Genomic DNA, 26,533 nt, shown 5'->3' with positions numbered 1-26,533 from the left:
CGTCGAGCGTGACGCCCTCGACGCCCTGCTTCTGCGTCTCGTGCATCACGGCCTTGCGCGCCGCGAAGATTCCCTTGCTGTCGGAGTAGCCCGAGGAATTGGGCAGGTTGCGGATCATGTCCTGCTGGATTTCCTCGGGCGCGTCGAAGCCGAACACCGCCAGATTGCCGATGTTGAGCCGGATGATCTTGTGGCCCTCTTCCTCCATCTGCCTGGCCGCGTCCATGATCGGCCCCCGGATGTCGTAGCAGACATTGGCGAGCTTGGCGGATTTCTGGACGGTTTTCATGCGCTGGCGGGGTGGTTCGGTACCTGAGCCTATGATTGTAGTTTGCGCACGGACCGGCAACGCCGCCGTCTGCACCACCTCCTCCCGCCTGCCGACAGCCCATGAAATTCCAGCCCGACCCATCGACCGCGCAAACCATCAGCGGCTACGGCCCGGGCTGGATCAGCATGGGCGCGGAGAAAATCACCCGCAGCGTCATCATCGGCTCCGGCGGTCTGCGCCAGGAATGGCCCTGCGCGCGCTTCGAGGATCTGAGGCCGGAGCATTTCGCGCAGCTCGCCGCCCTGGACGCGCAGATCATCCTGTTTGGCAGCGGCGCCCGCACCCGCTTTCCTCCCGCGGCGTGGCTTGCGCCCCTGATCGCCCGCCGGCTGAGCCTGGAGAGCATGGACACGCGCGCCGCCTGCCGCACCTACAACATCCTGGCCGGCGAAGGCCGCGAGGTGGCCGCGGCCCTCCTGCTGGAAGCCTGATGCGCCCTGCCCCGGGCGCCGTGAGGGTCCACGGCCGCGCGATTGGTCGGGAAACGATTTCAGGGTAAAATCGCCGGATTCGGTCAGGAGCGCGCCCCGGCACCGCGATGACTGACCCGCTGGCTTACCAACGACTACATCCTGAGAGACCTGAAGCGATATGGCGATCGTTGTCAACAAACCCCTTCCCGAATTTGAAGCCAACGCAACCGGTGGTCTCAAGGTCTCCAACACTTCGCACCTGGGCCAGATTCTGGTCCTCTATTTCTACCCCAAGGACAACACGCCCGGCTGCACCACCGAAGCCATGCAGTTTCGGGACCGCTACAAGGACTTCGTGAAGACTGGCGCCGCCGTGTTCGGCGTGTCGCGCGACAACATGAAGTCGCACGACGATTTCAAGGAAAAGCTGGAGTTGCCGTTTGAACTCATCGCCGACACCGAAGAAAAAATGTGCCACATGTTCGGCGTGGTGAAGAACAAGATCATGTACGGCAAGAAGGTCAAGGGCATAGAGCGCAGCACCTTCCTGATCGGCCCCGATGGCCTGCTCGCGCAGGAGTGGCGCGGCCTGAAGGTGCCAGGCCACGTGGATGAAGTCCTCAAGACCGTGAAATCCATCAAAGCCCTGAAAAAGGCCGCCTGATTCTCCGGGCGCAATGGGGATCCCCAGCCGCTCCCCTCCCGAAAGCCGCCTGGGTCTCCAGGCGGTTTTTTTGCTTTCACTGACCGCGCATTACCGACCGAGGTTCCTGCCACCATGCCCCTGCCCCCCGCCCCCAGCCGGCGCGCCGCGCTCCTTGCGCCCGAAGCCTTTGCGATCACCGCGCCCGCCCGTGCGCCGCAGCCCCCGGTGAGCGCGCCGATTGCCCAGGAGCCTGCCCGTGCGCCATCCGCAGCCCGCGCAAGGCGCAAGCCGCAGCGTCCGGAACCAGCCTTGGCCGCAGCGGCAGCGCACGCCGCACCACCACCACCCACCCAGGTCGAGACGCGCGCACGCGCAAGCGGCACGCGCCAGAGGCAGGGAGCCAACGCCGCGTCCTCCGCGGGTCCGAGCGTGGCCCCCCCGATCCCGTCCGGCGCACGCAGCAAGAAACCCGCAGCGCAAGGCCCGGCCAAGCTCTTCGTGCTGGATACGAATGTGCTGCTGCACGATCCCACGAGTCTGTTCCGGTTTGAAGAGCATGACATCTTCCTGCCCATGATCGTGCTCGAAGAGCTCGACAGCCACAAGAAAGGCATGACCGAGGTGGCGCGCAACGGCCGCCAGGCCAGCCGCACGCTCGACGCGCTGGCCGCGGCCGCCCAGGGCGCCGACATGGCGCAGGGGCTCCGGCTGGATTCCACCGGCCAGCGCGCGGCCGGCGGCCATCTGTTCTTCCAGACCGCCGCGCTGGACTACAGCCTGCCCATCAGCTTCCCCCCGGGAAAGGCGGACAACCAGATCCTGGGCGTGGTCCAGGCCCTGCGCACGCTGCACGCCCCGCGCGAGGTGGTGCTCGTGTCCAAGGACATCAACATGCGCGTCAAGGCGCGCGCGCTGGGCCTGGCCGCCGAGGACTACCAGAACGACAAGACGCTGGAAGACGGCGACCTGCTCTACGCGGGCGTGCTCGCCCTGCCCCCCGACTTCTGGGCCAAGAGCGGCAAGAACATGGAGAGCTGGCAGAGCGGCGCGCAGGTGTACTACCGCATCGGCGGCCCCGTCGTTGCGCAGCTGATGATCAACCAGTTCGTCTTCTTCGAGGCACCCGGCGAACCCAGCCTGTTCGCGCGGGTCAGCGAGATCCGCGAGAAGACGGCGGTGCTGCGCACGCTCAAGGACTATGGATCGACCCGGCACGCAGTATGGGGCGTGACCACGCGCAACCGCGAGCAGAACTACGCCATGAACCTGCTCATGGACCCCGAGATCGACTTCGTCACCCTGACCGGGACGGCAGGCACCGGCAAGACCCTGCTGGCACTCGCTGCGGGCCTGACCCAGGTGCTCGACGAGCGCCGCTACACCGAGATCATCATGACCCGCGCGACGGTGAGCGTGGGCGAGGACATCGGCTTCCTGCCCGGGACCGAAGAGGAAAAAATGGGCCCCTGGATGGGCGCGCTCGACGACAACCTGGAGTTCCTGGCCAAGGGCGACGGCGGCAACGCCGGCGAATGGGGGCGCGCCGCGACGAACGAACTCATCCGCAGCCGCATCAAGATCAAGAGCATGAGTTTCATGCGCGGGCGCACCTTCCTGAACAAGTACGTGATCATCGACGAGGCGCAGAACCTCACGCCCAAACAGATGAAGACGCTGATCACGCGCGCCGGCCCGGGAACCAAGATCATCTGCATGGGCAACCTGGCGCAGATCGACACCCCCTACCTCACGGAAGGCTCCTCGGGACTGACCTACGCGGTGGACCGCTTCAAGGGCTGGCCGCACGGCGGCCACATCACGCTGGCGCGCGGCGAGCGCTCGCGCCTGGCAGACTTTGCGAGCGAGGTGCTTTGAAGTGGCCGCCTGGTTCACGGTGCTCAAGCTGGTCCCCTGGGGCCAGGTCATCGAGGCCACGCCCCAGGTCCTGCAAGCCGCCAGAAAGCTGCTCAGAAACCGGCGCGCAGGGAACACCGCGCAGTCCACCGCCCTGGTGCAGGGCGCAGACGGGCAATCCGCGCTCCCCACCGACGTGCAGTTGCAGCAGCTGCGCGAGCGGGTCCGGTGCCTGGAACAGGAGCAGCAGGACTGCGCCGCGTTGATCGAATCCCTGGCCGAGCAAACCGCCCAGGTGGTGCGCGCCGTGGAAACGCTGCGCCTGCGCGCCCGGCGCCTCACCGGGGCCGTGCTGGTACTGGGCGCAGCGTGCCTTGGTCTGCTGGTGTGGGGGCTGCGGCAGCCATGAAGTCCCGGGCCGCCGCAACGAACCACTCCGCGGGCTACCCGGCGACGCAGATCTTCAGCATGTTCGTCCCGCCCGGGGCGCCCATGGGCTCGCCGCAGGTGATGGCGTAGACATCGCCCTGCTGCACGATGCCGCGGCTCTTGAGGTGGCGCTCGGCCTGCGCGAGCGCGGTGTCGCGGTCGGCGCTGGTGTCGATCAGCAGGGGGCGCACATTGCGGTACATGGCCATCTTGCGCTGCGTCGCCACCTTGGGGGTGAGCGCGTAGATCGGGACGTGGATGCTGTGCCGGCTCATCCACAGCGCCGTCGCCCCGCTGTCGGTCATGGCCACGATGGCCTTGGCGCCCAGGTGGTGCGCCGTGAACAGCGCGCCCATGGCGATGGACTGGTCGATGCGGCCAAAGGTCCGGTCCGTGAAATCGGCGTCGAGCCGGCGGTCCTGCGCGGCCTCGGCCGCGGCGCAGATGGTGGCCATTTCTTCCACGGTCTCGAGCGGGTAGCGGCCGGCGGCGGTTTCGGCGCTGAGCATCACCGCGTCGGTGCCGTCGAGCACGGCGTTGGCCACGTCGCTGACCTCGGCCCGGGTGGGAACGGGGTTGGTGATCATGCTCTCCATCATCTGCGTGGCGGTGATCACGACCTTGTCGAGCTCGCGCGCCATGCGGATCATCCTCTTTTGCAGCGCGGGCACCGCCGCGTTGCCCACCTCCACCGCCAAGTCGCCGCGCGCCACCATGATGCCGTCGCTCACGCGCAGGATGGCTTCCAGATGCGGAATGGCTTCGGCGCGCTCGATCTTCGCGATCAGCCCCGGCCGGTGGCGCGTCTCCGACGCGGCCACGTTGCACAGCTGGCGCGCCATTTCCATGTCGGTTGCGTTCTTCGGAAAGCTCACCGCGACGTAGTCGGCCTGAAAGCCCATGGCCGTGCGGATGTCTTCCATGTCCTTGGCCGTCAGCGCAGGCGCCGTCAGGCCGCCGCCCTTCTTGTTGATGCCCTTGTTGTTCGACAACTCGCCGCCCACCTTGACGGTGGTGTGCACCTCCTCGCCGCGCACGGCGTCCACGGTGAGCACGATCAGGCCATCGTTGAGCAACAGCAGATCGCCCGCCCGCACGTCGCGCGGCAACTCCTTGTAATCCAGCCCCACGCCCTGGACGTCGCCCGGTTCGGTGCGCGAAGCGTCGAGGACGAAGCGCGCGCCCGATTTGAGTTCGACCCGGCCCTCGGCGAACTTGCCCACGCGGATCTTCGGCCCTTGCAGGTCGGCCATGATCGCCACCTCGCGCGCGGCGCGCTGCGCCGCCGCGCGCACGCTGGCGGCCCGGTCGATATGGTCCTGCGCCTTGCCATGGCTGAAGTTCAGCCGGACCACGTTGACCCCTGCACGGATCATGGCCTCGAGCAGCGCCGGGTCACTCGACGCAGGACCCAGGGTGGCAACGATCTTGGTGGCGCGGCGCGTAGGCATGGGTCGCTCTCTTTCGGTGAATGTGGGAATCGGGTTCCGATTCTCACATGCCGGCGGTGGCGCGCCGGTCAATGGCCTGCGGCGAAGCGGCTGAGTCGTTACAGAAAATTTTCCCGTCTTTCCTGTCTCTATCGGGTTCAGGTCGCCCCGCCATCTACCGTGATGACCTGCCCCGTCACCCAGCGCCCCCCTTCGCTGGCCAGAAAGGAAACGGCCTCGGCAGCGTCCTGTGGCGTGCCCAGGCGCTTGAACGGCGAAGCGGCGGCGAAAGCCGCTTGTCGCTCCGGCGGTGCCTTGGCGAACATGCCCGGAATGGTTGCACCCAGCCGCAGCGTGTTCACCGTGATGCCCCGCGGACCGATCTCCTTGGAGAGGACACGGCTGAACGCTTCGAGCGCCGCCTTGCTCGCCGCATACAGGGCAGAGCCGGGGATCGGCGCGCCGACCAGGGTGGACGAGATGTTGATCACGCGACCACCGTCTTGCAGCCGCTTCGCGGCCTCCCGCATCGCCAACAGAGCGCCGCGCACGTTCACGTCGAACACGGTGTCGTAAGTGTCCTCGATCACGTCGGCGATCATGCCGGGGGCAATGACGCCGGCATTGTTGACGAGCACGTCAATGCGGCCGAAACGGTTGATCGTCGCGTCGAATGCCTCCTGCACGTCCTTGGCATTCGAGACGTCTGCACGCACCAGCGCAGTTTCACCGCCGGCTTGCGCGATTGCATGCAGGATTTTCTCCGCCGCCTCAGCCGACTTTGAATAGGCGATCATGACGGCAAAGCCGTCGATCGCCAGGCGGCGGGCGATTTCACTGCCAATACCACCCGACCCGCCGGTGACGAGTGCCACCTTGGTGGTCTTTTGTTGAATAGCTGTCAATGCGTTCCCCTGTATTGTTGAAAATGCGGCCCGCGCCAAGCGCAAACCCTGTTGCACCCCATGTCGCCGCGTCGATCCCGGCCCGATCGACCATGCTCAGTCCAGCCGGGTAAACAGATCCGGACCGGCCGGTTTGCCGGCGGCGATTCCCGAGCAGACGCTTTCCCAGGAATCCGGCAGCATGGATTGCGTAATCAGCTGGAAATCCTCCTCGGTTATCTCGAAATGCCCGCGCCGGAACGGGAATCCCCAGCTCGTTTTGCCGCGGGTGAATGAGAGCTGCTCGAGCATCGGCCGGATCGGTGCGTCCATCGCGCTATCGAGATACCCGATATCGCGCCGATAGGGAATGAAATCCGGCGCCATTTGGAACGGGTAGGTTTCGTTGCCGATCACCTTGCCGATCGCGGTGAATTTCTGGCATTTCTCGTCGCCCTGGAATTTTGTCACCGGCGAATAGAAGACGATGCCGTCGCCAATGGACATGCGCGCCAACGGGGCCCGCTTGCCGTGGCAGACTTGGCAGAATCCACCCGCCACACCGCGCATGATGTGTTCCTTTGAGACGACGCCACACCAATACTTCGCCATGCTGCTCTTTGTTTGCTGTTTGCTCAAATTCGACCCTTCGCGGTGTCACTGCGCCTGGACCAGCGCAATGATGTTGTTCACCGACTCCGGCAGTCCGGACTGCATGTGCGGCCAGATTTCCTTGCCGAAGAAGCCTGCGGCCTCTTCCTTGATCTCGGCATGAACCTCGTGCGTGAGTTGCAGCTTCTTGCCAAGCATTTGCATGCAATGCACGTTGCGGATCACGCCAAACGGCAACACGGCTTCGTCGGAGAACTCTTCGCCCTGCGTGACGGTCTTCAAATGAACCTGGATCGGCTCGCCGCCTTGCGGGGTCAATGAGAACGCATTACCAACCTGAAAGTTTTCGCGGATTTCTGCGTGTGCAATGCCCTTGTCCCACTGCATCCAATGATTCACGTCCACCCAGATCGCCCAGACATCCTGCATGGATGCGTCGGCCGTGGCGGTATATGCGGAGTGAAATTTGACGGTATCAACCATTCTTGAGTTCCTTTGCCTGTTGTCGGAATCGGGTGCGCAGAAGGTTTCACTGCTTCTCACCCGGCAGATGCGCGCGCCCGGGCGATCCTACTTCAAGCATGGCGCCGCAGAAAGTGTCGGTTACACAAAAATCCTGGGCCGCATGGCGCGCCGCGATGTGCGCACAACGGCGACGCGGACTGCGTACATTTCCCCCAAGTGCCAGGAACGCCCACCGGGGACGGCGGGCGAGCCGGGAAGAGACCGCAGGCCATGTTGCGTTTGGACGCAGATCGGGAGCGGGTCCGGCGCTAGACTCTCGGGCTGTGTTGAAAGCGATTCCGTGAAGATGTTTTCGATTGCGCGCGCGTGCGCCGCCTTCGGCGGGTTCTGGATCTTCATGCATGGGGCACTCGCAGAGGTCCCGCCTTTGTTCGTCCTGAACTCTCTGGATGCGGATGTCAGCGTCGTCGATCCGGTGACCTGGACCGAGACGGCGCGCATTGCCGTGGGCAAGGAGCCGCACCATCTCTACCTCACACCCGACGAGAAGTCGCTCATCGTGGCGAACGCGCTGGACGATTCGCTGACCTTTGTCGATCCGCGCACAGCCCAGGTGCAGCGCACCGTGCGCGGCATCGTCGATCCCTACCACCTGCGTTTCAGCCCCGACATGAAGTGGTTCGTGACTGCGGCGAATCGCTTGAACCATGTGGATCTTTATCACTGGAACGGGAAGGACCTGGCGCTCGTGCAGCGGGTCGCTACCGCGCGCACACCCAGCCATTTGTGGATCGACAGCCGCAGCACCACGGTCTACGCGACCATGCAGGACAGCGATGAACTGGTCGCCATCGACCTCGCGACCCAGCGCATCCGGTGGCGTGTCCAGACCGGCGCCATGCCGGCAGACATCTATGGCAGCGCGGACGACAAGCGTCTGTTCGTCGGCCTGACCGGCGACGACGCCGTCGAGGTGTTCGACGTCTCCGGACCCGAACCCGTGAGCGTCCACAGGATCAGGACGGGCAGTGGAGCGCATGCATTCAGGGCCGCGGGTGACGGCCGCCATCTGTACGTGAGCAACCGCGTCGCGAACTCCATCAGCAAGATCGACATGCACACGCAGCAGCTGGTCGAGTCCTACCCCGTTCCCGGCGGGCCCGACTGCATGGACCTGTCCGCCGACGGCCGGTTCATCTACGTCAGCGCGCGCTGGGCGCGCAGGCTCTCGATCGTCGATACCCACGCCAAGCAGGTCGTGCGGCAGGTCACGGTGGGCAAGTCTCCGCATGGCGTGTGGACGCTGCAGCATGCGCCGCGTTGACCGGGTGGGTGGGCGCATGCGCGCTGCGGGCTCTCGCGCAGCAGGCTGCGGCCGCCGATGGGCCGTCTTGCTGCTGGCGTTTGCGGCGCCTATCCCGGGCGCCGGCGCCCAGGGGGACTGCAACCAGCCGCTGTACCTTACGTTTGACACGGGCCATATGGAGATTGCCCCGCTGGTCGCCGAGGTGCTCAAACGCCAGCAGGTCCGGGTGAGCTTTTTTGCCGCCAACGGCGCACCAAACAAGGTGACGGCAGCCTGGGCGACCACTGGGCGCCCTGGTGGCGTGCCCGCGCTGCCGAGGGGCACGAATTCGCCTCGCACACCTGGAGCCACGTCGGCTGGCGCGCCGACCTGGGGAGCGCGCAGGACCCCGCGTTTCGTGTGCGACCCAGCGCCGGCCCGCGCGCGGGGCAAAGTCTCGTGCTCTCGGCCGCCGAATATTGCGCAGAAATCGCCCGCGCGGCCGATCGTCTGCAAGCGCTGACCGGCAGGGCGCCGCTGCCGCTGTTCCGGGCCCCGGGCGGGAAGACCTCGCCGCGCCTGCTCGCCAGCGCGCGCGCCTGCGGCTACACCCATGTGGGCTGGTCTCCGACCGGGTTTCTCGGCGACGAATTGGCGAGCGAACAGGTCAGCAACGCGGCGCTGCTGCGCCGGGCGCTGCAGAGCGTGCGCAGCGGCGACATCCTTCTGGCGCACCTGGGGATCTGGTCGCGCAAAGACCCCTGGGCCCCCGCGGTGCTCGAGCCCCTGATCGTGGGCCTGAAGCAGCGGGGTTTCTGTTTTCGCACCCTGCGCGAGCACCCCGATTACGCTGCGCTGGCAGCGCCGGCAGTGCGCTGACGCGGCGCGGGATCGACGGAGCGATCGCGCGATGGCGCAATGGCTGAGCGACGGCTTCGACGGCCTGCAGCAGTGGCTTTTTGAAAGCCTGCTGCAGCCGCTGATGTTTTCCATGGGCTGGGCCAGTTTTCTGGAAGACGGCTACGCGGCTTGCGGCTGGCTGCTCGTGGGCCTGTTGCAGTTGGGGGTGATCGGGCTGCTGATCGGGCCGCTGCAGCGCCTCTGGCCCGTGGAGCCCGTGACCGACCGCGCGACGATCCGCACGGACATTCTCTACACCCTGGTGCATCGGCTGGGCCTGTTCCGGCTGGGCCTGTTCGCTACCGTGGAGCCGCTCGCGGACGCGCTCTTCGGCGCCCTGCGGGTGGCCGGCGTCAGCACCTTCCACCTCGACGGCGTCTGGCCGGGCGTCTCCGACGTCCCCTGGGTGAGCCTGCTGCTGTACCTGCTGGTGCTCGATTTCTTCGGCTACTGGATACACCGCGCGCAACACCATTTTGAGTGGTGGTGGCGCCTGCATTCCCTGCACCACGCGCAGCGGCAGATGACCATGTGGAGCGACAGCCGCAACCATCTGCTCGACGACCTGCTGCGCGACGCGCTGCTCGTTGCCGTGGCGCAGTTCATCGGCGTGATGCCGGGCCAGTTCATCGCCATCGTCGCCATCACGCAGCTCAGCGAGAACCTGCAGCACGCGAATCTGCGCCTCGGCTTTGGCCGCTGGGGCGAGCGGCTGTGGATCAGTCCCCGCTTTCACCGCCTGCACCACGGCATCGGGATCGGCCATGAGACGACCGTGCCGTCCGTGGGCGCCGGCGCGTCGGGCGCGCAGCCGCGCGTGGTTCCGGGCGGCGCCAACTTTGGCGTGCTGCTGCCCTGGTGGGACATGCTCCTGCGCAGCGCCAACTTCGATGCGCGCTACGGCCCCACGGGCGTGCGCGACCAAGTGGAACCCGGAGCGGACGGGCGCTTGCGCGACTATGGCCAGGGTTTCTGGTCGCAGCAGTGGCGCGGGGTTCTGCGGCTGTTTGGCAGGACGTGACAGCGCACGACCCGGCCGACGGCAGGGGCGCCCGCTTGCCATCCAGGCATTTCTCTGCAAGCATCCCCACGCCCCGCAAGCGCTTCGGCGCGCCGCGGGTTCCCCGGCTCCAAACGACGAAAGGACGCGCGCCAGTGGATTTGCTGTTCGATTCCTTCTGGCGCGCCGCGGTCGGCTGCCTGCTGCCGCGCGTGCTGGCCCTGTCGCTGCTGCCCTTGCTGCTGATTGCGGCTTTGGCGTTGGGGTGGGGCTATTTCTACTGGGACGCGGCGGTCCTGGGAATGCGCTCGCTGCTCGACGCATCGGCGCTCGTGAGCAGCCTCTGGCGCTGGATGCAGGAATCGGGTCTGGGCGACGTGGTCTCGGTGCTCGCTCCGCTGCTCGTGGTCCTGGCCGTGGCGCCCGTTCTGGTGGTGTTGTCGCTGCTCGTGGTGGCGCTGCTCATGGCGCCGGCTCTGGTGCCCTGGGTCGCCGCGCGGCGCTTTCCGGACCTGGAGCGCAAAAAGGGCGGCTCTTTCATGGCCAGCGTGGCCTGGTCGATTGGCTCCACCCTGCTCGCCCTGGTGGCCCTGGTGCTATCGATTCCGCTGTGGTTCGTGCCCCCGCTGGTGCTCGTCCTTCCGCCCCTGATCTGGGGCTGGCTGGCGTACCGGGTGCTGGCCTTCGACGCGCTCGCCGAGCACGCCAGCCGGCAGGAGCGGCAAGAGATTTTCCGGCGCCACCGCAGCAGCCTGCTGGGCATCGGCATCATCACGGGCTACCTGGGCGCAGCGCCCGGCATCCTGTGGGCGTCGGGGGCGGTGTTTGCTGCCGCGTTCCTGATCCTCGTGCCGCTGGCGATCTGGATCTACACCCTGGTCTTCGCGTTCTCGTCGCTCTGGTTCACGCACTACTGCCTTGCGGCCTTGCAGCGCCTGCGTGCCGAGGCGCCCCGGGCGCGTCCCTTGCCCGGCATGGACCGCCCGCGCGAAGCATAGTGGCCGCGTCGTCAAGTCACCATGTCACGGCTGATGCCGGCCGTCTGGCTAAAGCCGCCGTCAACGTAGCTGATTTCCGCGGTCATGCCCGCGGCCAGGTCGGACAACAGGAAGGCGGCCACATTGCCCACGTCCTCTATGCTCACGTTGCGGCGCAGCGGGGACGCGCTCGCGACCCGCGCCAGCAGCTTGCCAAAGTCCTTGATTCCGCTGGCCGCCAGCGTCTTGATCGGGCCGGCGCTGATGCCGTTGACGCGCATTCCCCTGGGGCCCAGCGCTTCGGCCAGGTAGCGCACGCTGGCCTCCAGGCTGGCCTTGGCCAGGCCCATGGTGTTGTAGTTCGGGATGGCGCGCAGCGCGCCCAGGTAGCTCAGCGTGACGAGCGAGGACCTGTCGCTCAGGTACGGCAGCGCGGCCCTGGCCATCGCCGGAAAGCTGTACGCGCTGATGTCGTGTGCAACGCGAAACGACTCGCGCGACAGACCTTCGAGAAAGTCGCCGGCAATCGCCTCGCGCGGGGCAAAGCCGATGCTGTGCACGAAGCCGTCGAACCGGGGCCAGTCCCGGGACAGGTCGGCAAACATGCGCTCGATCTGCGCGTCGCTGGCCACGTCGCAATCAAAGACCAGCCCGGAGCCGAACTCGGCGGCAAATTCGGTGATGCGCTCCTTGAAGCGCTCGCCCACATAGCTGAAGGCCAGTTCGGCACCCTGCGCATGGCAAGCCCGGGCGATGCCATAGGCAATGGAGCGGTTGGACAGCAGGCCCGTGATGAGCAGCCTTTTGCCAGTCAAAAACCCATGGTCGTTCTCTCCTGTGGAATGCGGCGTAGTGCAGAATTGTCGCATGTGGTTTTGGCGGTTTTTTTTACTGATGCTGTGCGCTGCTCCGGCGTGGGCCGCGCATGGCATGGGAATGGGGTATGCGCCCAAGTACCCGGCGTCGTTCCCGCATTTCGACTATGTCAACCCGCAGGCGCCCAAGGGCGGACGGCTGACGCTGTCGGCCGAGGGCAGCTTTGACAAGCTCAACCCTTTTACCTTGCGCGGGCGGATTGCAGCCGGCATGGGCCATAGCAGCAATGGCTTTGTCTTTGCCGAATACGGCCTGGTCTTTGACGCGCTGACCACGGCCAGCGAGGATGAACCTTTTTCACGCTACGGGCTGCTGGCCGAGGACATCGAACTGGCAGCCGACAGCCTGAGCGTGACGTTCAGGCTCAGGCCGCAGGCGCGCTTTTCCAACGGCGACCCGGTGCTGGCGCTGGATGTCAAGCATTCGTTCGACACCCTGATGAGTCGCCAGGCTTCGCCGGTGTTTCGCTCCTACTGGGCGGACGTCAAGCGTGCCGTGGTGCTCGCAGAGCGCAGCATCCGGTTCGAGTTCCGGCGGCGCAACAGCGAGTTGCACATGATCCTCGGGCAATTGCCGGTGTTCTCGCATCGCTGGGGCGGCGGCAAGCCTTTTGACCAGATGCAAAACGACGCGCCCATTGCCAGCGGCCCCTATGTGATCCGACGCCTGGACCTGGGCAAATCGATTGTCTACGCCCGCCGGGCCGACTATTGGGCGGCTGGTTTGCCGGTACGCCGGGGCATGTTCAATTTTGACGAAGTCCACTACCAGTACTACCGCGATGCACTGGGGCAAGAGGAGGCGCTCAAGGTCGGTGACATCGACGCGATGGAGGAAACGGGAATCAACGCCTGGGTGCGCAAGTACCGGGGACGCCGCTTCGACTCCGGCGAGATCGTCAAGCTGGAAGTCGCCCACCAGCTCGGCACCGGCATGCAAGGCCTGGCGCTGAACCTGCGCCGCCCGCAGTTTGCCGACCGGCGCGTGCGCCAGGCGCTCGACTTGGCGTTTGATTTCGATTGGCTGAACCAGCGCATTTTCTACGGCCGGCGTGCGCGCACGCAAAGCTACTTCAACAACCATCCCGACCTGATGGCCCAGCCCGAAATCAGCACGCAGGAGCGGGCCTTGATCGACTCGCTGACCCAGCGCCAGGCCTACTGGCGGGGGGTGCAAGGCCCGTTGCCCCGGGCCATGGGAACCGGGGCCACGGCCCAGGGGCTGCGCGCCAACTTGCGGCAAGCCGCGCAATTGCTGGCGGATGCCGGTTGGGTGTTGCGTGATGGGGCCTTGCGCGATGCCCAAGGCCAGCCGTTCATCATCCGCCTGGACTTTTCCGACCGGTCTTCCGAAGTGGTTCTGGCGCCCTATGCGCGCAACCTGATGCGCCTGGGAATCGCCTTGCAATACCGACTGGTGGACGCCAGCCTGCTCAAGAAGCGGCGCGATGCATTCGACTTCGACTTGGCAGTCGCCATCCTGGGTGGCTCTTCCAGCCCTGGCAACGAACTGTATGACGACTTCGGCTCGCAATCGGCCAAGGAGCCCGGTGGCCAGAATCTGCCGGGAATCGCAGATCCGGTGGTCGACGAATTGGTGGAGCGCATCGTGGGCAGTGCCGATCGCAGCGCCATTGCGGCTGGTGCACGGGCGCTGGACCGTTATCTCTTGCACCAGTACTACGTGGTGCCGATGTACTTTGGCAAGCAGTTTTTCGTGGCCCACCAAAAGCACCTGCGGCATCCGGACACATTGCCGCCGCACCTGCTCGCCAGTTCGTGGTTGCTGACCATGTGGTGGTCAGGACCCACCCCATGACGGCACTGCCAGGCCGCTTGCGCCGGGTCGCGCCCCTGTTCGCGGAGGACGCTTGATCTCTTACCTGTTGCGCCGGTTGCTGTTGGTGATTCCCACGCTGCTGGGCGTGCTGCTGATCAACTTTGCCGTGATCCAGCTTGTGCCTGGCGGTCCGGTCGAGCAATTGGTGTCGCAACTGAGCAGCCGGGAGGGGCAGTGGGGGGGGCAGGGTCCCCGGCGCACACTGGATGCGCAGCAGATAAAGGAAATCCAGACCCTGTACGGCTTCGACAAACCCGCGCACGAACGCCTCCTGCAGATGCTCGGCCAGTTCGCACGCTTTGATCTGGGCCAGAGCTTTTTTCAGAACAAGGACGTGTGGAGCCTCATCAAGGAAAAGCTGCCGGTCTCCGTCAGCCTGGGGTTATGGAGCTTTTTCATCAGCTACCTGGTGGCCGTTCCGCTGGGTGTGGCCAAGGCGGTGCGCGCCGGATCGCGCTTTGACCTGGTGACCACGCTGCTGGTTCTGACGGGCTACGCGATCCCGGGCTTTGTGCTCGGGGTTGCGCTGCTGGTGATCTTTGGCGGGCAGTTGCAATGGTTCCCGCTGCGCGGCCTGACCTCGGCGCATTGGGACGATCTGAGCTGGGGCGCGCGCGTGGCAGATTACCTGTGGCACATCACGCTGCCCGTCACGGCCATGGTGCTGGGCAGTTTTGCCACGACGGCCATGCTGACCAAGAACGCCTTTCTGGAAGAGATCCGCAAGCAGTACGTGCTCACGGCCCGCGCCAAGGGCTTGTCCGAGCGGCAGGTGCTGTACCGGCATGTGTTTCGCAACGCGCTCATTCCCATCGTCACGGGCTTTCCTGCGGCCTTCATCGGCGCGTTCTTTACCGGATCGCTGCTCATAGAGACGCTGTTCTCGCTCGACGGCCTGGGCCTGCTGAGCTACGAAAGCGTAATCCGCCGCGACTACCCGGTGGTGCTGGGCACGCTGTATCTGTTTACGCTCATCGGGCTGCTGACCAAGCTGGTCAGCGACCTGTGCTATGTGTGGGTGGACCCGCGCGTAAAGTTTGATTGACCCGATGGGCACCGCTTCCTCCCCCCCTTCGCTCTCGCCCTCACGCCGTGCCTGGCTGCGCTTTCGGCGCAATCGGCTGGGCTACTGGAGCCTGCGGATCTTTGCCACCCTGGTGCTGATCAGCCTGTGCGCGGAACTGCTGTGCAACGACCGGCCGCTGATCGTGCGCTACCAGGGGCAGACCTACTTTCCGATACTCCGCGACTACCCCGAGACGGCCTTTGGCGGGGACTTCGCGACGCCCACCGACTACCACGACCCCTTCATCAAACAGCGCCTGCGTGCGGACGGCAACTGGGCGCTGCGCACGCTCAACCCCTACGGGCCGGACACGCTGAACTACTTTTCCCGAGAGCCCAGCCCCTCGGCGCCCAACAGCGAGAACTGGCTGGGAACCGACGACCGGGGGCGCGACCTGCTCGCGCAGCTGCTCTACGGCTTTCGCATCAGCGTGCTGTTCGGTCTGGCGCTCACGGTCACGGGCGTGCTGCTGGGCGTGGTCACGGGCGCGATCCAGGGTTTTTTTGGCGGCCGGACAGACCTGGCGTTCCAGCGCTTCATCGAGATCTGGGGCTCCATGCCCGAGCTCTACCTGCTGATCATCTTCAGCGCCCTGTTTGCCCCCAGCGTCGCGCTGCTGCTCATCCTGCTGAGCCTGTTCGGCTGGATGGGCCTGTCCGACTACGTGCGCGCCGAGTTCCTGCGCAACCGCCAACTGGACTACGTGAAGGCCGCGCGCGCGCTGGGCGTGGGCAATGGCCAGATCATCTGGCGCCACATCCTGCCCAACAGCCTCACGCCCGTGGTCACTTTTCTGCCGTTTCGCATGAGCGCGGCGATTCTCGCGCTGACCTCGCTCGACTTTCTGGGCCTGGGCGTTCCGCCCGGAACACCGTCGCTGGGCGAGTTGCTCAGCCAGGGCAAGAACAACATCGACGCTTGGTGGATTTCGCTGTCCACCTTTGGCGTGCTGGTCGTCACGCTGCTGCTGCTGACCTTCATGGGCGACGCACTGCGCGACGCGCTCGACCCGCGCCAGGCCGCGCAATGAGCGACGCTCCCGCTCGTCCCGGCGCCGACATGCCCTGCGCCCCGCCCCTGCTGGACGTGCGCAATCTCCGGGTCCGCTTTGGCTCCAAGGAAGTGGTGCGGGGCATTGACCTGCGCATTGCCGCGGGCGAGAAGCTCGCTCTGGTGGGCGAGTCCGGTTCGGGAAAAACCATCACCGCGCTGAGCCTGCTGCGCCTGGCGGACGACGCCAGCGTCAGCGGCCAGGCGCTGCTGCAGGGGCGCGGCGACCTGCTGGCCCTGTCCGAACGCCAGATGCGCGGCGTGCGCGGCGGCGAGGTCGCCATGGTGTTCCAGGAGCCCATGACCGCGCTCAACCCCTTGATGGGCATCGGCAGGCAGATTGCCGAGGTCCTGCAACTCAAACAGGGCCTCACGGGCGCGCAATGCGCGCAGGCGACCGTGGAGCTGCTGGCCCGCACCGGAATCTCCGAACCCGCGCGCTGCGCGAACAGCTACGCGCACCAGCTCAGCGGCGGCCAGCGCCAGCGCGCCATGATCGCCATGGCCCTGGCGAGCGCGCCCCGGCTGCTGCTCGCCGACGAGCCCACGAGCGCGCTCGACGTGACGCTGCGCGGCCAGATCCTCGACCTGCTCTCGGACCTGCAACGCAGCAGTGCCATGGCCGTGCTGCTCATCACGCACGACCTGAACCTGGTGCGCCGCTTCGCCGACCGCGTGGCCGTGATGGAGCAGGGCCTGCTGGTCGAGCAGGGGACGGTGGCCGACGTGTTTCGCGCGCCGCAGCACGCCTATACCCGCCGCCTGCTCGCCAGCCGGCCGCGCCGCGACGTCGTCGAGGTCGCCCCGCCAGCGGACACCGCCCCCGTGCTGCAGGTGCAGGACCTGCGCGTGGCCTACCCCACGCCGCGGCCCGGCCTGCGCGGCTGGTTCGGCAAGGCGGAATTCGTCTCGCTGCAGGGCGCCAGCCTGCGGCTGTTGCCGGGCCGCACGCTGGGTGTGGTGGGCGAGTCCGGGTCGGGCAAGTCCACGCTGGCGCAGGCCATCCTGGGCCTGCTGCCCTCTGCGGGCCAGTTGCAACTCGGTGGTCAGGCGTGGCAGCAGCCCGCGATGCACAACACACCGGCGAACCAGCGGCTGCGCCGCCTCGTGCAGGTGGTGTTTCAGGACCCGTACTCGTCCCTCTCGCCGCGCCTGACGGTGCAAGAAATCGTCGGCGAAGGGCTGAAGGTGCACGCGCCCGAACTCGACGCCGACCAGCGCCGCACGCGCGTGCAGGCCGCACTGGCCGAGGTGGGCCTGACCGAGGAGCAATACCCGCACCTGCTGGAGCGCTACCCGCACGCCTTCTCCGGCGGCCAGCGCCAGCGCCTGGCCGTGGCGCGCGCGCTCATCGTGCAGCCGCAGCTGCTGGTGCTCGACGAGCCCACCAGCGCGCTCGACGTGACCGTGCAGCAGCAGGTGCTGGGCCTGCTGCAGCGCCTGCAAAAGGAAAAGGGCCTGAGCTACCTGCTCATCACGCACGACGTGGAGGTCATCCGCGCCATGGCGCACGAGGTGCTGGTGCTCAAGGACGGCACGGTGCTCGAGAGCGGCAGCGTGACCGAGGTGCTCAGCGCCCCCCGACACCCCTACACCCGGCGGCTCGTGGCGAGTGTGCTCAGCGCCGACGGCGCGTCCGACGCAGCGGCGCAGCTGTCCCCAAAAAATCCGGACTGACGCGCCCTCCCCGCTCAGCGACCCGCCAGCTCCCGGAGCGCAAAGCGCACGCTCAAGCGCGTGCCTGGCGGATGCCGGCCGGGCCGGGCGTCTTCGAGTGCCACCCCGGCGCCGTGCCGGCGCGCGATCTCGCGCACGATGGACAGGCCCAGGCCCGAGCCGTCGGCGTCGTTGCCGAGCGCACGGTAGAAGGGCTGGAACACCAGCTCGCGTTCGGCCTCGGGAACGCCGGGGCCCGAGTCCTCGACCTGCAGCAGCACCTGACCCGGACTGTCGGCCAGCACGCGCGCCGTGACCACGCCGGGCCTGTCGGGAAGCGAGGGCGTGTAGATGATGGCGTTGTCGAGCAGGTTGCGCGCCAGTTCCTTGAGCAGGGTCGGATTGCCATCGAGCAGCACACCGGGCGTGCCGGGCGCGGCGCCGTCGTAGCCCAGGTCGATGTGCTTTTCGAGCGCGCGCGGGACCGCATCGTGCACCACCTCGATGACCAGGCGCGCCAGGTCGCAGGGCTGGCGCGCGACGCTGCTGCCTTCGGCGCGCGCCAGCGCCAGCAGTTGATTCACGGTGTGCGTGGCGCGAATGCTCGAGCGCCCGATCTGCTGCAGCGAGCGCTTGATCTCTTCGGTGCTGGTGCCCTCGCGCAGGGCCAGGTCGGCCTGCATGCGCAGGCCCGCGAGCGGCGTCTTGAGCTGGTGCGCGGCGTCGGCCAGAAAGCGCTTTTGCGTGGCCAGCGAATCGTTCAGGCGCGTGAGCAGATCGTTCACCGACGCCACCAGCGGCGCCACCTCCAGCGGCACGGTGCGGTCGTCCAGCGGCGAGAGGTCGTCGGGCTTGCGCGCGCGGATGCGCTGCTCCAATTGGTTCAGCGGCTCGATTCCGCGCGCCAGCGCGAGCCACACCAGCAGCACGGCGAGCGGCAGGATGACGAACTGCGGCAGCATCACGCCCTTGATGATCTCGGTGGCCAGCACGCTGCGCTTTTCGCGCGTCTCGGCCACCTGGACGAGCGCGCTGGGCGCGTCCGGCAGCGCCAGCCGCACCCGGATCCAGGCCACCCGGATGCCGACGCCGTGCATTTCTGCGTCACGCAACCGCACCTCGCCCGGCGTCGGGGCCTCGTCGCCAAGGGGCTCGGGCAGCCCGCGCTCGCCCGACAGAAACTCGCCGTCGGGGCCGACGACCTGGTAGTAAACGCTGTCCGAGCCGTCGGCGCGCAAAATCTCGCTCGCTGACCGGGGCAGGTCGAACTGCACCTTGCCGCCGACCACGCCGACGAACTCGGCCAGCGCCCGGGCGTTGTATTCCAGGGCGCGGTCAAACGGCTTGTTCGCCAGGCCCTGCGCCACCAGCCAGGTCAGCGCCAGGCTCACGGGCCACAGCAGCAGCAGCGGGGTGAGCATCCAGTCGAGGATCTCGCCGAACAGCGAGCGCTGCTCGCGCTGGAAGATCTTCAAACTTACCCCGACATTTTCTCGAGACAGTAGCCCAGGCCACGCACCGTGGCAATGTGGATCGACCCCCGCTCGATCTTCTTGCGCAGGCGGTGGATGTACACCTCGATGGCGTTGTTGCTGACCTCCTCGCCCCACTCGCACAAACGCTCGACCAGTTGCTCCTTGCTCACGAGGCGGCCCGCGCGTTGGAGCAACACCTCGAGCAGCCCGAGTTCGCGCGCCGAGAGTTCGACCATCTTGCCGTCTATGGTGGCCACGCGCCCGGCCTGGTCGTACACCAGGGGGCCATGCCGGATGGTGCTGCTCGCACCGCCCATTCCGCGCCGCGTGAGGGCGCGCACGCGGGCCTCGAGCTCCTGCAGGCTGAACGGCTTGGCCATGTAATCGTCGGCGCCAAAGTCCAGCCCCTTGACGCGCGCCTCCACGCTATCGGCGGCGGTGAGGATGAGCACCGGCAGGGCCGAGCCCCGACTGCGCAATTTCTTGAGCAGTTCCAGCCCGTGCATCCGGGGCAGACCCAGATCCAGGATCAGCAGGTCGAACCCGGTGTTCGTCAGCAGCGCAGCGTCGACTTCGCTGCCGCTGGCGAGGTGATCCACCACGGCCCCCGAAGCGCGCAGCGTGCGCAACAGGCCATCGGCCAGAACCTGGTCGTCTTCTGCAATGAGGATGCGCACGCGGCTGTCTCCTGGTGGGTGGCTGAGAATTGGGCAGCGCGGTTTCTGTTTCAGGCGCCGAATCGTGCATGCTTTCCAGGAAACTCGCAAGTGTCTCCGATGGGGCAACGCTGCGGCAGAAGGCTTATCGATCCCCCCCGGAGCAGTGGTCTATGATGCGCACCGCAAGCAGCAGCGCATGCACCGGCGGATTCTCAGGAAGCCGTGATCGGGTGCCCGCTGTGCGGGAAGCGGCAACCCTCCCGATTTTCAGGCGCCCGATGGCGCCCGCCCCAACATCCATGACCTACGAATTTTTCGCGCGGACCGACCAAGGCCGCGTGCGCCCGAACAATGAGGACGCGGTGGCCATCGACCACGGCACGCAGATCGCCATCCTGGCCGATGGCATGGGGGGCTACAACGCCGGAGAGGTCGCCAGCGCAATGGCCACGGACTTCATCCGGACCGAAATGGTCTGCTGGCTGACGCAGGCCGGAGCCAGCCCCCCATCCAGCGAGGTCCGCCAGGTGCTGGAGTGCTGCGTGGAGCGCGCCAACCATGCCATTTGGGACGCATCCCGCGCGACCCCCAGGTACGCGGGAATGGGCACCACGCTGGTGGTCGCCGTCTTTCACGGCAACCGGCTCACCCTGGGCCATATCGGAGACTCGCGCTGCTACCGGCTGCGCGCTGGCGCGCTGCAACAGATCACGCGCGATCACTCGTGGATCCAGGAGCAAATTGATGCGGGCCTGCTCACGCCCCGGCAGGCCACGTTCTCGACCCAGCGCAACCTGGTCACCCGGGCACTGGGGGTCGGGCCCAGCGCCATGATGGAGGTCAACGAATTCCAGGTGGCGCCCGACGACCTGTTTCTCCTGTGCACGGACGGGCTCACGGACATGGTGCCGGACGCCGACCTCGCGCACATGCTGCGCGCACCGCTGGCGCTGGAAGAGAAAACCGCGCGGCTCATCGATTCCGCGAATGCCCATGGCGGGCGTGACAACGTGAGCGTGCTGCTGGTGCAGGCAGGCAAGCGCCAGGGTCTTCACAACCACGCACCACACCCGGAGTGAATCCATCATGCCCAGAATGATTTTTTCAATCGACGGAAACGTCATCAAGGACGTACAACTGACCCAGAAGCGGACCACGCTTGGCCGGCGCCCGTACAACGACATGGCGATCGACGACCTGGCCGTGAGCGGAGAGCATGCCGTAATCCACATGGTCGGCCGCGAGGTCCAGATCGAGGACCTGGGAAGCACCAACGGCACCTACGTGAACGCCAAGCCCGTGAAACGCCAGACGCTGCGCGATGGCGATACGCTGGAAGTGGGCCAGTACAAGATCCGCTTTCTGCAGGAGGCCAAAGACCAGAGCGGCGCCAGCCCGGCGCCCGCCGCACCGGCTTCAACGCCGATGTCCGCCATCATCCGGGTCCTGTCGGGGCGCGCGGCGGGGGCGAGGTGTCCTTGCAGAAAGTGGTGACCACCATCGGCCAACCGGGCGTCGCCATCGCGGCCATCACCAAGCAGCCGCAGGACTTTGTGCTGACCCATATCGAAGGCCGGGACAGCCCGCTGCTCAACGGCGTCTCCATCGGACCAGCGCCCATCCCGCTCAAGCACGGTGACCGACTGGAGTTGGCGGGAACCCAAATGCAGTTCGAGCAAAGCGGGATATCCGGGGCCGATACTGAAGACGGGGGCGGGCGGTAAAATGACATTGCTGGGTGACAGGAATGTAGGCGCAGACAGGGAATGGCCCTCGGTCAATGCGTTTGGCTTACAGCTTGAAATGGCCCCCAGGCACCGGCCCCGCGGCTTCCCCCTGCGCGGAACACCGCCGAAGCACTTTCTCGTTTGCCTGCGTGCAGATGGCATGGCAATTGCTCGGATACGGTGTAATTGTTGCAATTTTACCCAGGAGTTTTTTTCATGAAACGCGCTTCCCAAAAGGGTTTTACCCTGATCGAACTGATGATCGTGGTCGCGATCATCGGCATTCTGGCCGCCGTGGCACTGCCGGCGTACCAAGACTACACCAAGCGTGCCAAGATATCTGAGGCAATTTTGGCCGCTTCCTCTTGCCGCACCACCATTACCGAAGTCATTCAGACCGCTGCGTCAGGCATGGATATTGCCGAAAATGGTTGGGGCTGTGAATCCTCGCTTAGCTCTACCTCTAGCGTCACAAAGTACGTGAAGTCTGTTAAAACCACCAAATCCATACCTGACGGTGCCGAGGGTGGCCATATAGTTGTAACGGTACAAAATATCCCCGAAGCGGAGGGAACCATCAGATTGGCTCCTTGCAGCGATTCTGATCAAATAAAATTTTCAACTTGCAAGCAACCTAAGTTGGGAACTACTGTGAACAGTTGGATCTGCGGCCCCGGAAAAAGCGGTGGTGTCGCCCCGAAATTCCTGCCAGGTTCGTGCCGCGCCCCCGACTGATCCTTGTGGTGTCATTCCAAAAAGCGGCTCCGGCCGCTTTTTTTATTAATGCTAAAATCTCTCCTCCATATCTTTGGAATTTTTGTTTTCGCCGGGGCTTGGCTGATTACTGACCACTACTCTCCATGGACCAGTTTTCACGCCGAATCCCTGGCGCTACTGGGCATCAGCTTGCTCGCCGCAGGCAGGTTGGCCGGCCCGGGCGTGCAAAAAGGTTTCGTCATACCGAGGTTGACTTGGGGCTTGGTCATACTGGCCCTGTTGCCATGGATGCAATGGTTTGTGGGAATATCCTTGTTTGCCGGGGATGCTGTCATCGTTTCTCTCTACCTGTGCGCTCTGGCCGTTGCCGTGGCACTTGGCTACGCCTGCGAGCACAACGCAGCGGATGTTCAGCAGGGACTGGCCCCGGTTTTCCTCGTCATCTGTTTTGTCGCATTCGCTTCCGCAGCCATTGGCCTGCTGCAATGGCTGGACCTGCAAGGCATGCTGGGAATATATGCTACGCAGACAGCCCTTGGAGCCCGTGCCATGGGGAACATAGGCCAACCCAACCAGTTGGCCAGTTTGCTTCTCATGGGCATTGCGGCGCTGGCCTGGACTTACGAGCGCAGACGCATTGGCCCGCTGGGCCTGGTTTGCGGCGTAGGATTCCTGTCCCTGGTTCTGATGCTCACACAATCGCGCGCAGGGATATTGAGCGCCATTGCCGCGGTGCTGCTCTTCGCCTGGAAAAGCCGCAGCACGGCGCTGCGCATTCGTCCCGGACACGCAGCCGGCTGGCTTGTGTGCTTTCTGCTTGCCCTGCAATTGCTGCCTTGGGTGCATGCAGCGCTGTTGATGGACGAGGGGCGCAATCTGAGCCTGATCCGGGACAACGGGCGTTTCATTATCTGGAGGCAGGTATTTGGCGGCATCCTGGAGTCACCCTGGGTCGGATATGGATGGAATCAAACCCCCACGGCACAGGCACTCAGCCCCGTCGATCTGGCGCCAAGTTCGGCGCACTATACCTATACCAATGCCCACAACGCAGTGCTGGATCTGATGGCTTGGAATGGCATTCCCTTGGGCTTGGCGTTGGCCTTGGCTTGCATTTACTGGTTTTTTTCACGCACCAAGGCCATCAAGGAAGCCAATCCGCTGTACGCAATGCTTTGTCTACTCCCCATTGCCATCCACAGCTTGTTGGAATATCCATTTGCATATTCGTACTTTCTCCTGAGCGCGGGATTGATGATCGGGATCGTGGAGGCATCGTGGAGGAACTCCGCCCCTGTCACCATGCGGCGCGATATCTGCGGCGTCTTTCTCGGTGCATGGTTTGTCGTTGGTTGCTACGCAGCCTACGAGTACATACAGGTAGAACGGGATTTTCGCGTCGTGCGCTTCGAGAGTCTGCGGATTGGCAGGACCCCTGCAGAATACCGACCGCCAGACGGCATCTGGATGCTTTCGCATCTGAGCGCCATGCTCAAGGCCGCACGGCAGGAAGCCAAAAGAGACATGGCGCCGGACGAGATGCAGAACCTGCGCAAGGCTGCTCTGCGTTTTCCTTATGGAATGCTCGCATTGCGCTACGCACTTGCGCTGGGGCTCAATGGCCACCCGCAAGATGCGGAGCGGCAAATGCTGGCCATCCGGAGAATATATGGAGAGAACTATTACCAGGCAGCCGTGTCTGTCTTGCGAACCATGGAACGAGAGAAGTACCCTGAACTGCGGGAGGTAAAAACACCATGATGCACTGGAAACAATGGAAAGAACGCTTGCGTGCCAGCGGAATTCATTTCGGGATCAGCCTCGGCATGGCAGCCCTGGCAGCCCTGCTCGTGTTCGGGCTGTGGTATCCATACCCCTATCGTGAAATTTCCGGGGGCCGCGCGTTGTTTTTGCTGGTGGTGGCGGTGGACATCGTGATCGGTCCCTTGATCACGCTGGCCATATTCAACCGTGCCAAGCCACGGCGCGAACTGCTCATGGATTTCACGGTAATTGGCGCCCTGCAATGCGCCGCACTCGGCTATGGCCTGTGGACGGTATTCGTGGCGCGTCCGGTGCACCTGGTGTTCGAGTATTCGCTGTTCCGCGTCGTGCATGCCGTCGATGTGGATCCGGCGCTCTTGGCGCAAGCCCCCGCCACGCTGCGGGAACTGCCGCTGACAGGCCCCAGCGCCATTTCGCTGCGCCCGTTCAGGAACGCGCAGGAACAGTTTGATTTGACGATGCAAGCATTGAACGGCGTGCCGCTGGCGGTGCGCAGTGAGCTCTGGCAGCCGTATGAGGCCGCCGCCGCAGAGATTGTCAAAGTCTCCAAACCGGCTGCAGATCTGAAAACGCGTTTCCCGGCCCATGCGTCTCAAATAGACGCTGCGGTGGCGGCGACAGGACGGCCCATCGAAAATCTGCGTTACCTCCCGTTGGTAGGCCGCCAAAAGGCCTGGACGGCGCTGATCGACCCTGCGAACGCCCGACCCATGGGCTTTTTTCCACTCGATTCCTTCTGACGGGGCTGTTGGATCAACAGGCGCCAGGACGAAACTAGGCCGGGGCGACAAAGCTACCCGACGCGCCCCCGTGCTTTTCCAGAACCCGCACATCATGTATCGACATCCCGCGGTCCACGGCCTTGCACATATCGTAGATGGTGAGCAGCGCCACCTGCACAGCGGTCAGCGCCTCCATCTCCACGCCGGTGGGACCCCTGGCCTCGACGGTTGCAGTACAGACTATGCCCGCAGCGTCCTGAAAACGCATATCCGCAGTTTCGAACCCGATCGCAACCCGGGTCAGCGCCAGGGGATGGCACAAGGGAATCAACTCACTGGTCTTTTTGGCCGCCTGGATTCCCGCAATGCGCGCGACGCCCAGCACGTCCCCCTTCTTGGCCGTACCGGCCTCGATCAGCGCCAAGGTGGCGGGCAGCATCCCGATGCGCCCGCTGGCGATGGCAATGCGGTGGCTACAGGCTTTGGCGCCAACGTCGACCATGTGGGCTTGGCCACCGGCGTCAAAATGCGTGAGTGGTGACATGGTTCCTTTGACCCTGTTTGGCAAACGCTTGAATCGAATGGGGAACTCCCCTGCGGCAAGGCATCATACGGCCCATGAGGAATCATCGACGCATACTCGGCGCTGTCAAACAGTGGATCCCTGGCCGCAGCACAAAGCAGGAGGAAAAAGCACCGCATGCGCCCGCCATGCGGGTGTTGTCAGCCACTGTTTTGATCGCCCTCGCAGCCTTGTCTTGCACTTCCGTCCTGGCCCAGTCCCCACTGCCCACCCTGGGCGACGGCAGCGAACTCACGGCCAGTGCCGAACGCCGCCTGGGCGAGCGCATCGTCCGTGCGCTTTACCGGGACCCGGAGCATATTGACGACCCGGTGCTCGCGGACTATGTGCAGGGCATTTTGCAAGCGCTGCTGGGCGCGGCCAGGGCGCGGGGGACGCTTTCGCCGGAAATCGATGAACGCTTTGCCTGGGACATCCTGCTGAGCCGCGATCGGACGGTGAACGCCTTTGCGCTGCCCGGCGGCTACCTGGGTGTGCATCTGGGTTTGATCGGCCTGACCAGTACGCGCGACGAGCTGGCCTCGGTGCTGGCGCACGAGTTGAGCCACATCACGCAGCGCCATATCTCGCGCCTGATCACCGACCAGGACCGGCAGACGCCGCTGCTGCTGGGCGCCATGCTGCTGGGCGCGCTGGCCGCGAGCAAGAACCCCGCTGCGACCCAGGCCCTGGTGGTGGGCGGCCAGGCGCTGGTGTTGCAGAACCAGCTCAACTTCTCGCGCACCATGGAGCGCGAGGCCGACCGCATGGGCTATGGCCTGATGGCCCCGGCGGGCTTTGCGCCCCAGGGCTTCGTCGGCATGTTCGACAAGCTGCAGCAGGCGAACCGGCTCAACGACAATGGCTCCTGGCCCTATCTGCGCAGCCATCCGCTGACCACCGAGCGCATCGCGGACATGCAGGCGCGCATTCCCCCGGGGCAGGCGACCGCGCAGCCACCGACGCTGGAGCACGCCCTGATTGCGGCACGGGCCCGGGTGCTCGCAAGCCCCGGGGTGGATGCCTTGCGCCAATGGATCGCCGAGCCGCAGGCGACGGGATTCGCCAGCCAGCCGGTTCCCCGCCGCGCGGCGGCGCTGTACGCGGCCGCCCTGGCGAGCAACCAGCTGCGCGATGCCGCGGGCGCACGCGCTGCGGCCCGGGCGCTGGACG

The 26,533-nt window shown here is 65.5% G+C and carries 24 protein-coding genes and 3 pseudogenes; 18 read left to right on the top strand and 9 right to left on the bottom strand.

Annotation, left to right across the window (positions count from 1 at the left end; all coding sequences use genetic code 11):
- Positions 1 to 289, bottom strand: a pseudogene (locus VTU_RS0107465) (aminotransferase); the annotation flags it as partial.
- A 101-nt stretch (positions 290 to 390) separates the two neighbouring features.
- On the opposite strand from VTU_RS0107465, the gene VTU_RS0107460 reads away from it, so the two are divergent.
- The 4 genes from VTU_RS0107460 to VTU_RS0107445 all read left to right on the top strand — a co-directional run bounded on the left by VTU_RS0107460 (position 391) and on the right by VTU_RS0107445 (position 3,653).
- Positions 391 to 762, top strand: coding sequence for an Mth938-like domain-containing protein (locus tag VTU_RS0107460; protein ID WP_010102866.1), 372 nt, complete (start codon positions 391 to 393; stop codon positions 760 to 762).
- 160 nt (positions 763 to 922) lie between these two features.
- Positions 923 to 1,408, top strand: coding sequence for a peroxiredoxin (locus tag VTU_RS0107455; RefSeq protein ID WP_010102864.1), 486 nt, complete (start codon positions 923 to 925; stop codon positions 1,406 to 1,408).
- 114 nt (positions 1,409 to 1,522) lie between these two features.
- A complete protein-coding gene (locus VTU_RS0107450) occupies positions 1,523 to 3,265 on the top strand; it encodes a PhoH family protein (RefSeq protein WP_010102862.1) in 1,743 nt (580 codons plus the stop codon).
- Between the two features lies 1 nt (position 3,266).
- The gene (locus VTU_RS0107445; protein WP_010102860.1) at positions 3,267 to 3,653 is read left to right on the top strand and encodes a hypothetical protein; all 387 of its coding nucleotides are present in this window, start codon (positions 3,267 to 3,269) and stop codon (positions 3,651 to 3,653) included.
- Positions 3,654 to 3,687: 34 nt separating this feature from the next.
- On the opposite strand, the gene pyk is transcribed toward VTU_RS0107445, so the two are convergent.
- The 4 genes from pyk to VTU_RS0107425 form a co-directional block, all read right to left on the bottom strand.
- Positions 3,688 to 5,124 carry a pyruvate kinase gene (pyk, locus tag VTU_RS0107440; protein WP_010102858.1) on the bottom strand — a complete coding sequence of 479 codons (1,437 nt, stop codon included), beginning with the start codon at positions 5,122 to 5,124 and terminating at the stop codon, positions 3,688 to 3,690.
- A 137-nt stretch (positions 5,125 to 5,261) separates the two neighbouring features.
- Positions 5,262 to 5,978, bottom strand: a complete 717-nt coding sequence (locus VTU_RS0107435) for an SDR family oxidoreductase (RefSeq protein ID WP_010102856.1) — start codon at positions 5,976 to 5,978, stop codon at positions 5,262 to 5,264.
- 126 nt (positions 5,979 to 6,104) lie between these two features.
- Positions 6,105 to 6,626, bottom strand: a complete 522-nt coding sequence (locus VTU_RS26440) for an EVE domain-containing protein (protein ID WP_236610667.1) — start codon at positions 6,624 to 6,626, stop codon at positions 6,105 to 6,107.
- Positions 6,627 to 6,644: 18 nt separating this feature from the next.
- Complete coding sequence (locus VTU_RS0107425) at positions 6,645 to 7,082, bottom strand: SRPBCC family protein (protein ID WP_010102851.1); 438 nt, start codon at positions 7,080 to 7,082, stop codon at positions 6,645 to 6,647.
- Between the two features lie 322 nt (positions 7,083 to 7,404).
- On the opposite strand from VTU_RS0107425, the gene VTU_RS0107420 reads away from it, so the two are divergent.
- From VTU_RS0107420 to VTU_RS0107405, 4 genes and pseudogenes are all read left to right on the top strand, one after another.
- Positions 7,405 to 8,388: a YncE family protein gene (locus tag VTU_RS0107420; RefSeq protein ID WP_010102850.1), complete on the top strand. Its 984-nt coding sequence runs from the start codon at positions 7,405 to 7,407 to the stop codon at positions 8,386 to 8,388.
- A gap of 16 nt (positions 8,389 to 8,404) precedes the next feature.
- Positions 8,405 to 9,228, top strand: a pseudogene (locus VTU_RS26435) (polysaccharide deacetylase family protein).
- A 31-nt stretch (positions 9,229 to 9,259) separates the two neighbouring features.
- Positions 9,260 to 10,270: a sterol desaturase family protein gene (locus VTU_RS0107410; protein ID WP_010102846.1), complete on the top strand. Its 1,011-nt coding sequence runs from the start codon at positions 9,260 to 9,262 to the stop codon at positions 10,268 to 10,270.
- A 134-nt stretch (positions 10,271 to 10,404) separates the two neighbouring features.
- On the top strand, positions 10,405 to 11,247 hold the full coding sequence (locus VTU_RS0107405) for an EI24 domain-containing protein (RefSeq protein WP_010102844.1): 843 nt from the start codon (positions 10,405 to 10,407) through the stop codon (positions 11,245 to 11,247).
- A gap of 11 nt (positions 11,248 to 11,258) precedes the next feature.
- On the opposite strand, the gene fabI is transcribed toward VTU_RS0107405, so the two are convergent.
- The gene (fabI, locus tag VTU_RS0107400) at positions 11,259 to 12,095 is read right to left on the bottom strand and encodes an enoyl-ACP reductase FabI (protein WP_050809449.1); all 837 of its coding nucleotides are present in this window, start codon (positions 12,093 to 12,095) and stop codon (positions 11,259 to 11,261) included.
- 25 nt (positions 12,096 to 12,120) lie between these two features.
- On the opposite strand from fabI, the gene VTU_RS0107395 reads away from it, so the two are divergent.
- The 4 genes from VTU_RS0107395 to VTU_RS0107380 are packed head-to-tail and all read left to right on the top strand — an operon-like array spanning position 12,121 to position 17,734.
- Entirely contained in the window at positions 12,121 to 13,920 is a 1,800-nt protein-coding gene (locus VTU_RS0107395) for an extracellular solute-binding protein (protein ID WP_236610666.1), read from the top strand.
- 52 nt (positions 13,921 to 13,972) lie between these two features.
- Positions 13,973 to 14,986 (top strand): microcin C ABC transporter permease YejB, encoded by a 1,014-nt coding sequence (locus VTU_RS0107390; RefSeq protein ID WP_010102840.1) that lies wholly within the window; start codon positions 13,973 to 13,975, stop codon positions 14,984 to 14,986.
- Positions 14,987 to 14,990: 4 nt separating this feature from the next.
- Entirely contained in the window at positions 14,991 to 16,037 is a 1,047-nt protein-coding gene (locus tag VTU_RS0107385) for an ABC transporter permease (protein WP_010102838.1), read from the top strand.
- A 29-nt stretch (positions 16,038 to 16,066) separates the two neighbouring features.
- Entirely contained in the window at positions 16,067 to 17,734 is a 1,668-nt protein-coding gene (locus tag VTU_RS0107380) for an ABC transporter ATP-binding protein (protein ID WP_010102836.1), read from the top strand.
- A 14-nt stretch (positions 17,735 to 17,748) separates the two neighbouring features.
- Here the strand turns inward: VTU_RS0107380 and VTU_RS0107375 are convergent, their stop codons facing one another.
- Both VTU_RS0107375 and VTU_RS0107370 read right to left on the bottom strand, forming a co-directional pair.
- Complete coding sequence (locus VTU_RS0107375) at positions 17,749 to 19,188, bottom strand: sensor histidine kinase (protein WP_010102834.1); 1,440 nt, start codon at positions 19,186 to 19,188, stop codon at positions 17,749 to 17,751.
- 2 nt (positions 19,189 to 19,190) lie between these two features.
- Positions 19,191 to 19,865: a response regulator gene (locus VTU_RS0107370; RefSeq protein WP_010102832.1), complete on the bottom strand. Its 675-nt coding sequence runs from the start codon at positions 19,863 to 19,865 to the stop codon at positions 19,191 to 19,193.
- A gap of 281 nt (positions 19,866 to 20,146) precedes the next feature.
- Between VTU_RS0107370 and VTU_RS0107365 the strand changes: the two genes are divergently transcribed.
- The 5 genes and pseudogenes from VTU_RS0107365 (at position 20,147) to tfpZ (ending at position 24,816) form a co-directional block, all read left to right on the top strand.
- A complete protein-coding gene (locus tag VTU_RS0107365) occupies positions 20,147 to 20,926 on the top strand; it encodes a Stp1/IreP family PP2C-type Ser/Thr phosphatase (RefSeq protein ID WP_010102825.1) in 780 nt (259 codons plus the stop codon).
- A gap of 7 nt (positions 20,927 to 20,933) precedes the next feature.
- Positions 20,934 to 21,571 (top strand): annotated as a pseudogene (locus VTU_RS26430) (FHA domain-containing protein).
- Positions 21,572 to 21,790: 219 nt separating this feature from the next.
- Positions 21,791 to 22,309, top strand: a complete 519-nt coding sequence (locus VTU_RS31260) for a pilin (RefSeq protein ID WP_010102822.1) — start codon at positions 21,791 to 21,793, stop codon at positions 22,307 to 22,309.
- Positions 22,310 to 22,357: 48 nt separating this feature from the next.
- Positions 22,358 to 24,052, top strand: a complete 1,695-nt coding sequence (locus VTU_RS0107350) for a PglL family O-oligosaccharyltransferase (protein WP_050809448.1) — start codon at positions 22,358 to 22,360, stop codon at positions 24,050 to 24,052.
- On the top strand, positions 24,049 to 24,816 hold the full coding sequence (gene tfpZ / locus VTU_RS0107345) for a TfpX/TfpZ family type IV pilin accessory protein (RefSeq protein WP_010102820.1): 768 nt from the start codon (positions 24,049 to 24,051) through the stop codon (positions 24,814 to 24,816). The genes VTU_RS0107350 and tfpZ overlap by 4 nt, the downstream gene beginning before the upstream one ends.
- A gap of 34 nt (positions 24,817 to 24,850) precedes the next feature.
- Here tfpZ and moaC read toward each other — a convergent pair whose 3' ends face one another.
- Positions 24,851 to 25,342 carry a cyclic pyranopterin monophosphate synthase MoaC gene (gene moaC / locus VTU_RS0107340; RefSeq protein WP_010102819.1) on the bottom strand — a complete coding sequence of 164 codons (492 nt, stop codon included), beginning with the start codon at positions 25,340 to 25,342 and terminating at the stop codon, positions 24,851 to 24,853.
- A 167-nt stretch (positions 25,343 to 25,509) separates the two neighbouring features.
- On the opposite strand from moaC, the gene VTU_RS0107335 reads away from it, so the two are divergent.
- On the top strand, positions 25,510 to 26,533 hold a 1,024-nt coding region (locus VTU_RS0107335), incomplete at its 3' end, for a M48 family metalloprotease (protein WP_010102818.1).

The sequence above is a fragment of the Verminephrobacter aporrectodeae subsp. tuberculatae At4 genome, from assembly GCF_000193225.1.
Classification (GTDB): Bacteria; Pseudomonadota; Gammaproteobacteria; order Burkholderiales; family Burkholderiaceae_C; genus Acidovorax; species Acidovorax aporrectodeae.
This window is presented reverse-complemented; position numbering and strand designations above follow the sequence as displayed.

Excerpts from the sequence above, each read along its gene's own strand:
- VTU_RS0107460 (WP_010102866.1), top strand. The coding sequence starts at position 391 with ATGAAATTCCAGCCCGACCCATCGACCGCGCAAACCATCAGCGGCTAC.
- VTU_RS0107455 (WP_010102864.1), top strand. The coding sequence starts at position 923 with ATGGCGATCGTTGTCAACAAACCCCTTCCCGAATTTGAAGCCAACGCA.
- VTU_RS0107450 (WP_010102862.1), top strand. The coding sequence starts at position 1,523 with ATGCCCCTGCCCCCCGCCCCCAGCCGGCGCGCCGCGCTCCTTGCGCCC.
- pyk (WP_010102858.1), bottom strand. The coding sequence starts at position 5,124 with ATGCCTACGCGCCGCGCCACCAAGATCGTTGCCACCCTGGGTCCTGCG.
- VTU_RS0107425 (WP_010102851.1), bottom strand. The coding sequence starts at position 7,082 with ATGGTTGATACCGTCAAATTTCACTCCGCATATACCGCCACGGCCGAC.
- VTU_RS0107410 (WP_010102846.1), top strand. The coding sequence starts at position 9,260 with ATGGCGCAATGGCTGAGCGACGGCTTCGACGGCCTGCAGCAGTGGCTT.
- fabI (WP_050809449.1), bottom strand. The coding sequence starts at position 12,095 with ATGCGACAATTCTGCACTACGCCGCATTCCACAGGAGAGAACGACCAT.
- VTU_RS0107395 (WP_236610666.1), top strand. The coding sequence starts at position 12,121 with ATGCTGTGCGCTGCTCCGGCGTGGGCCGCGCATGGCATGGGAATGGGG.
- VTU_RS0107385 (WP_010102838.1), top strand. The coding sequence starts at position 14,991 with ATGGGCACCGCTTCCTCCCCCCCTTCGCTCTCGCCCTCACGCCGTGCC.
- VTU_RS0107380 (WP_010102836.1), top strand. The coding sequence starts at position 16,067 with ATGCCCTGCGCCCCGCCCCTGCTGGACGTGCGCAATCTCCGGGTCCGC.
- VTU_RS0107365 (WP_010102825.1), top strand. The coding sequence starts at position 20,147 with ATGACCTACGAATTTTTCGCGCGGACCGACCAAGGCCGCGTGCGCCCG.
- VTU_RS31260 (WP_010102822.1), top strand. The coding sequence starts at position 21,791 with ATGAAACGCGCTTCCCAAAAGGGTTTTACCCTGATCGAACTGATGATC.
- VTU_RS0107350 (WP_050809448.1), top strand. The coding sequence starts at position 22,358 with ATGCTAAAATCTCTCCTCCATATCTTTGGAATTTTTGTTTTCGCCGGG.
- tfpZ (WP_010102820.1), top strand. The coding sequence starts at position 24,049 with ATGATGCACTGGAAACAATGGAAAGAACGCTTGCGTGCCAGCGGAATT.
- moaC (WP_010102819.1), bottom strand. The coding sequence starts at position 25,342 with ATGTCACCACTCACGCATTTTGACGCCGGTGGCCAAGCCCACATGGTC.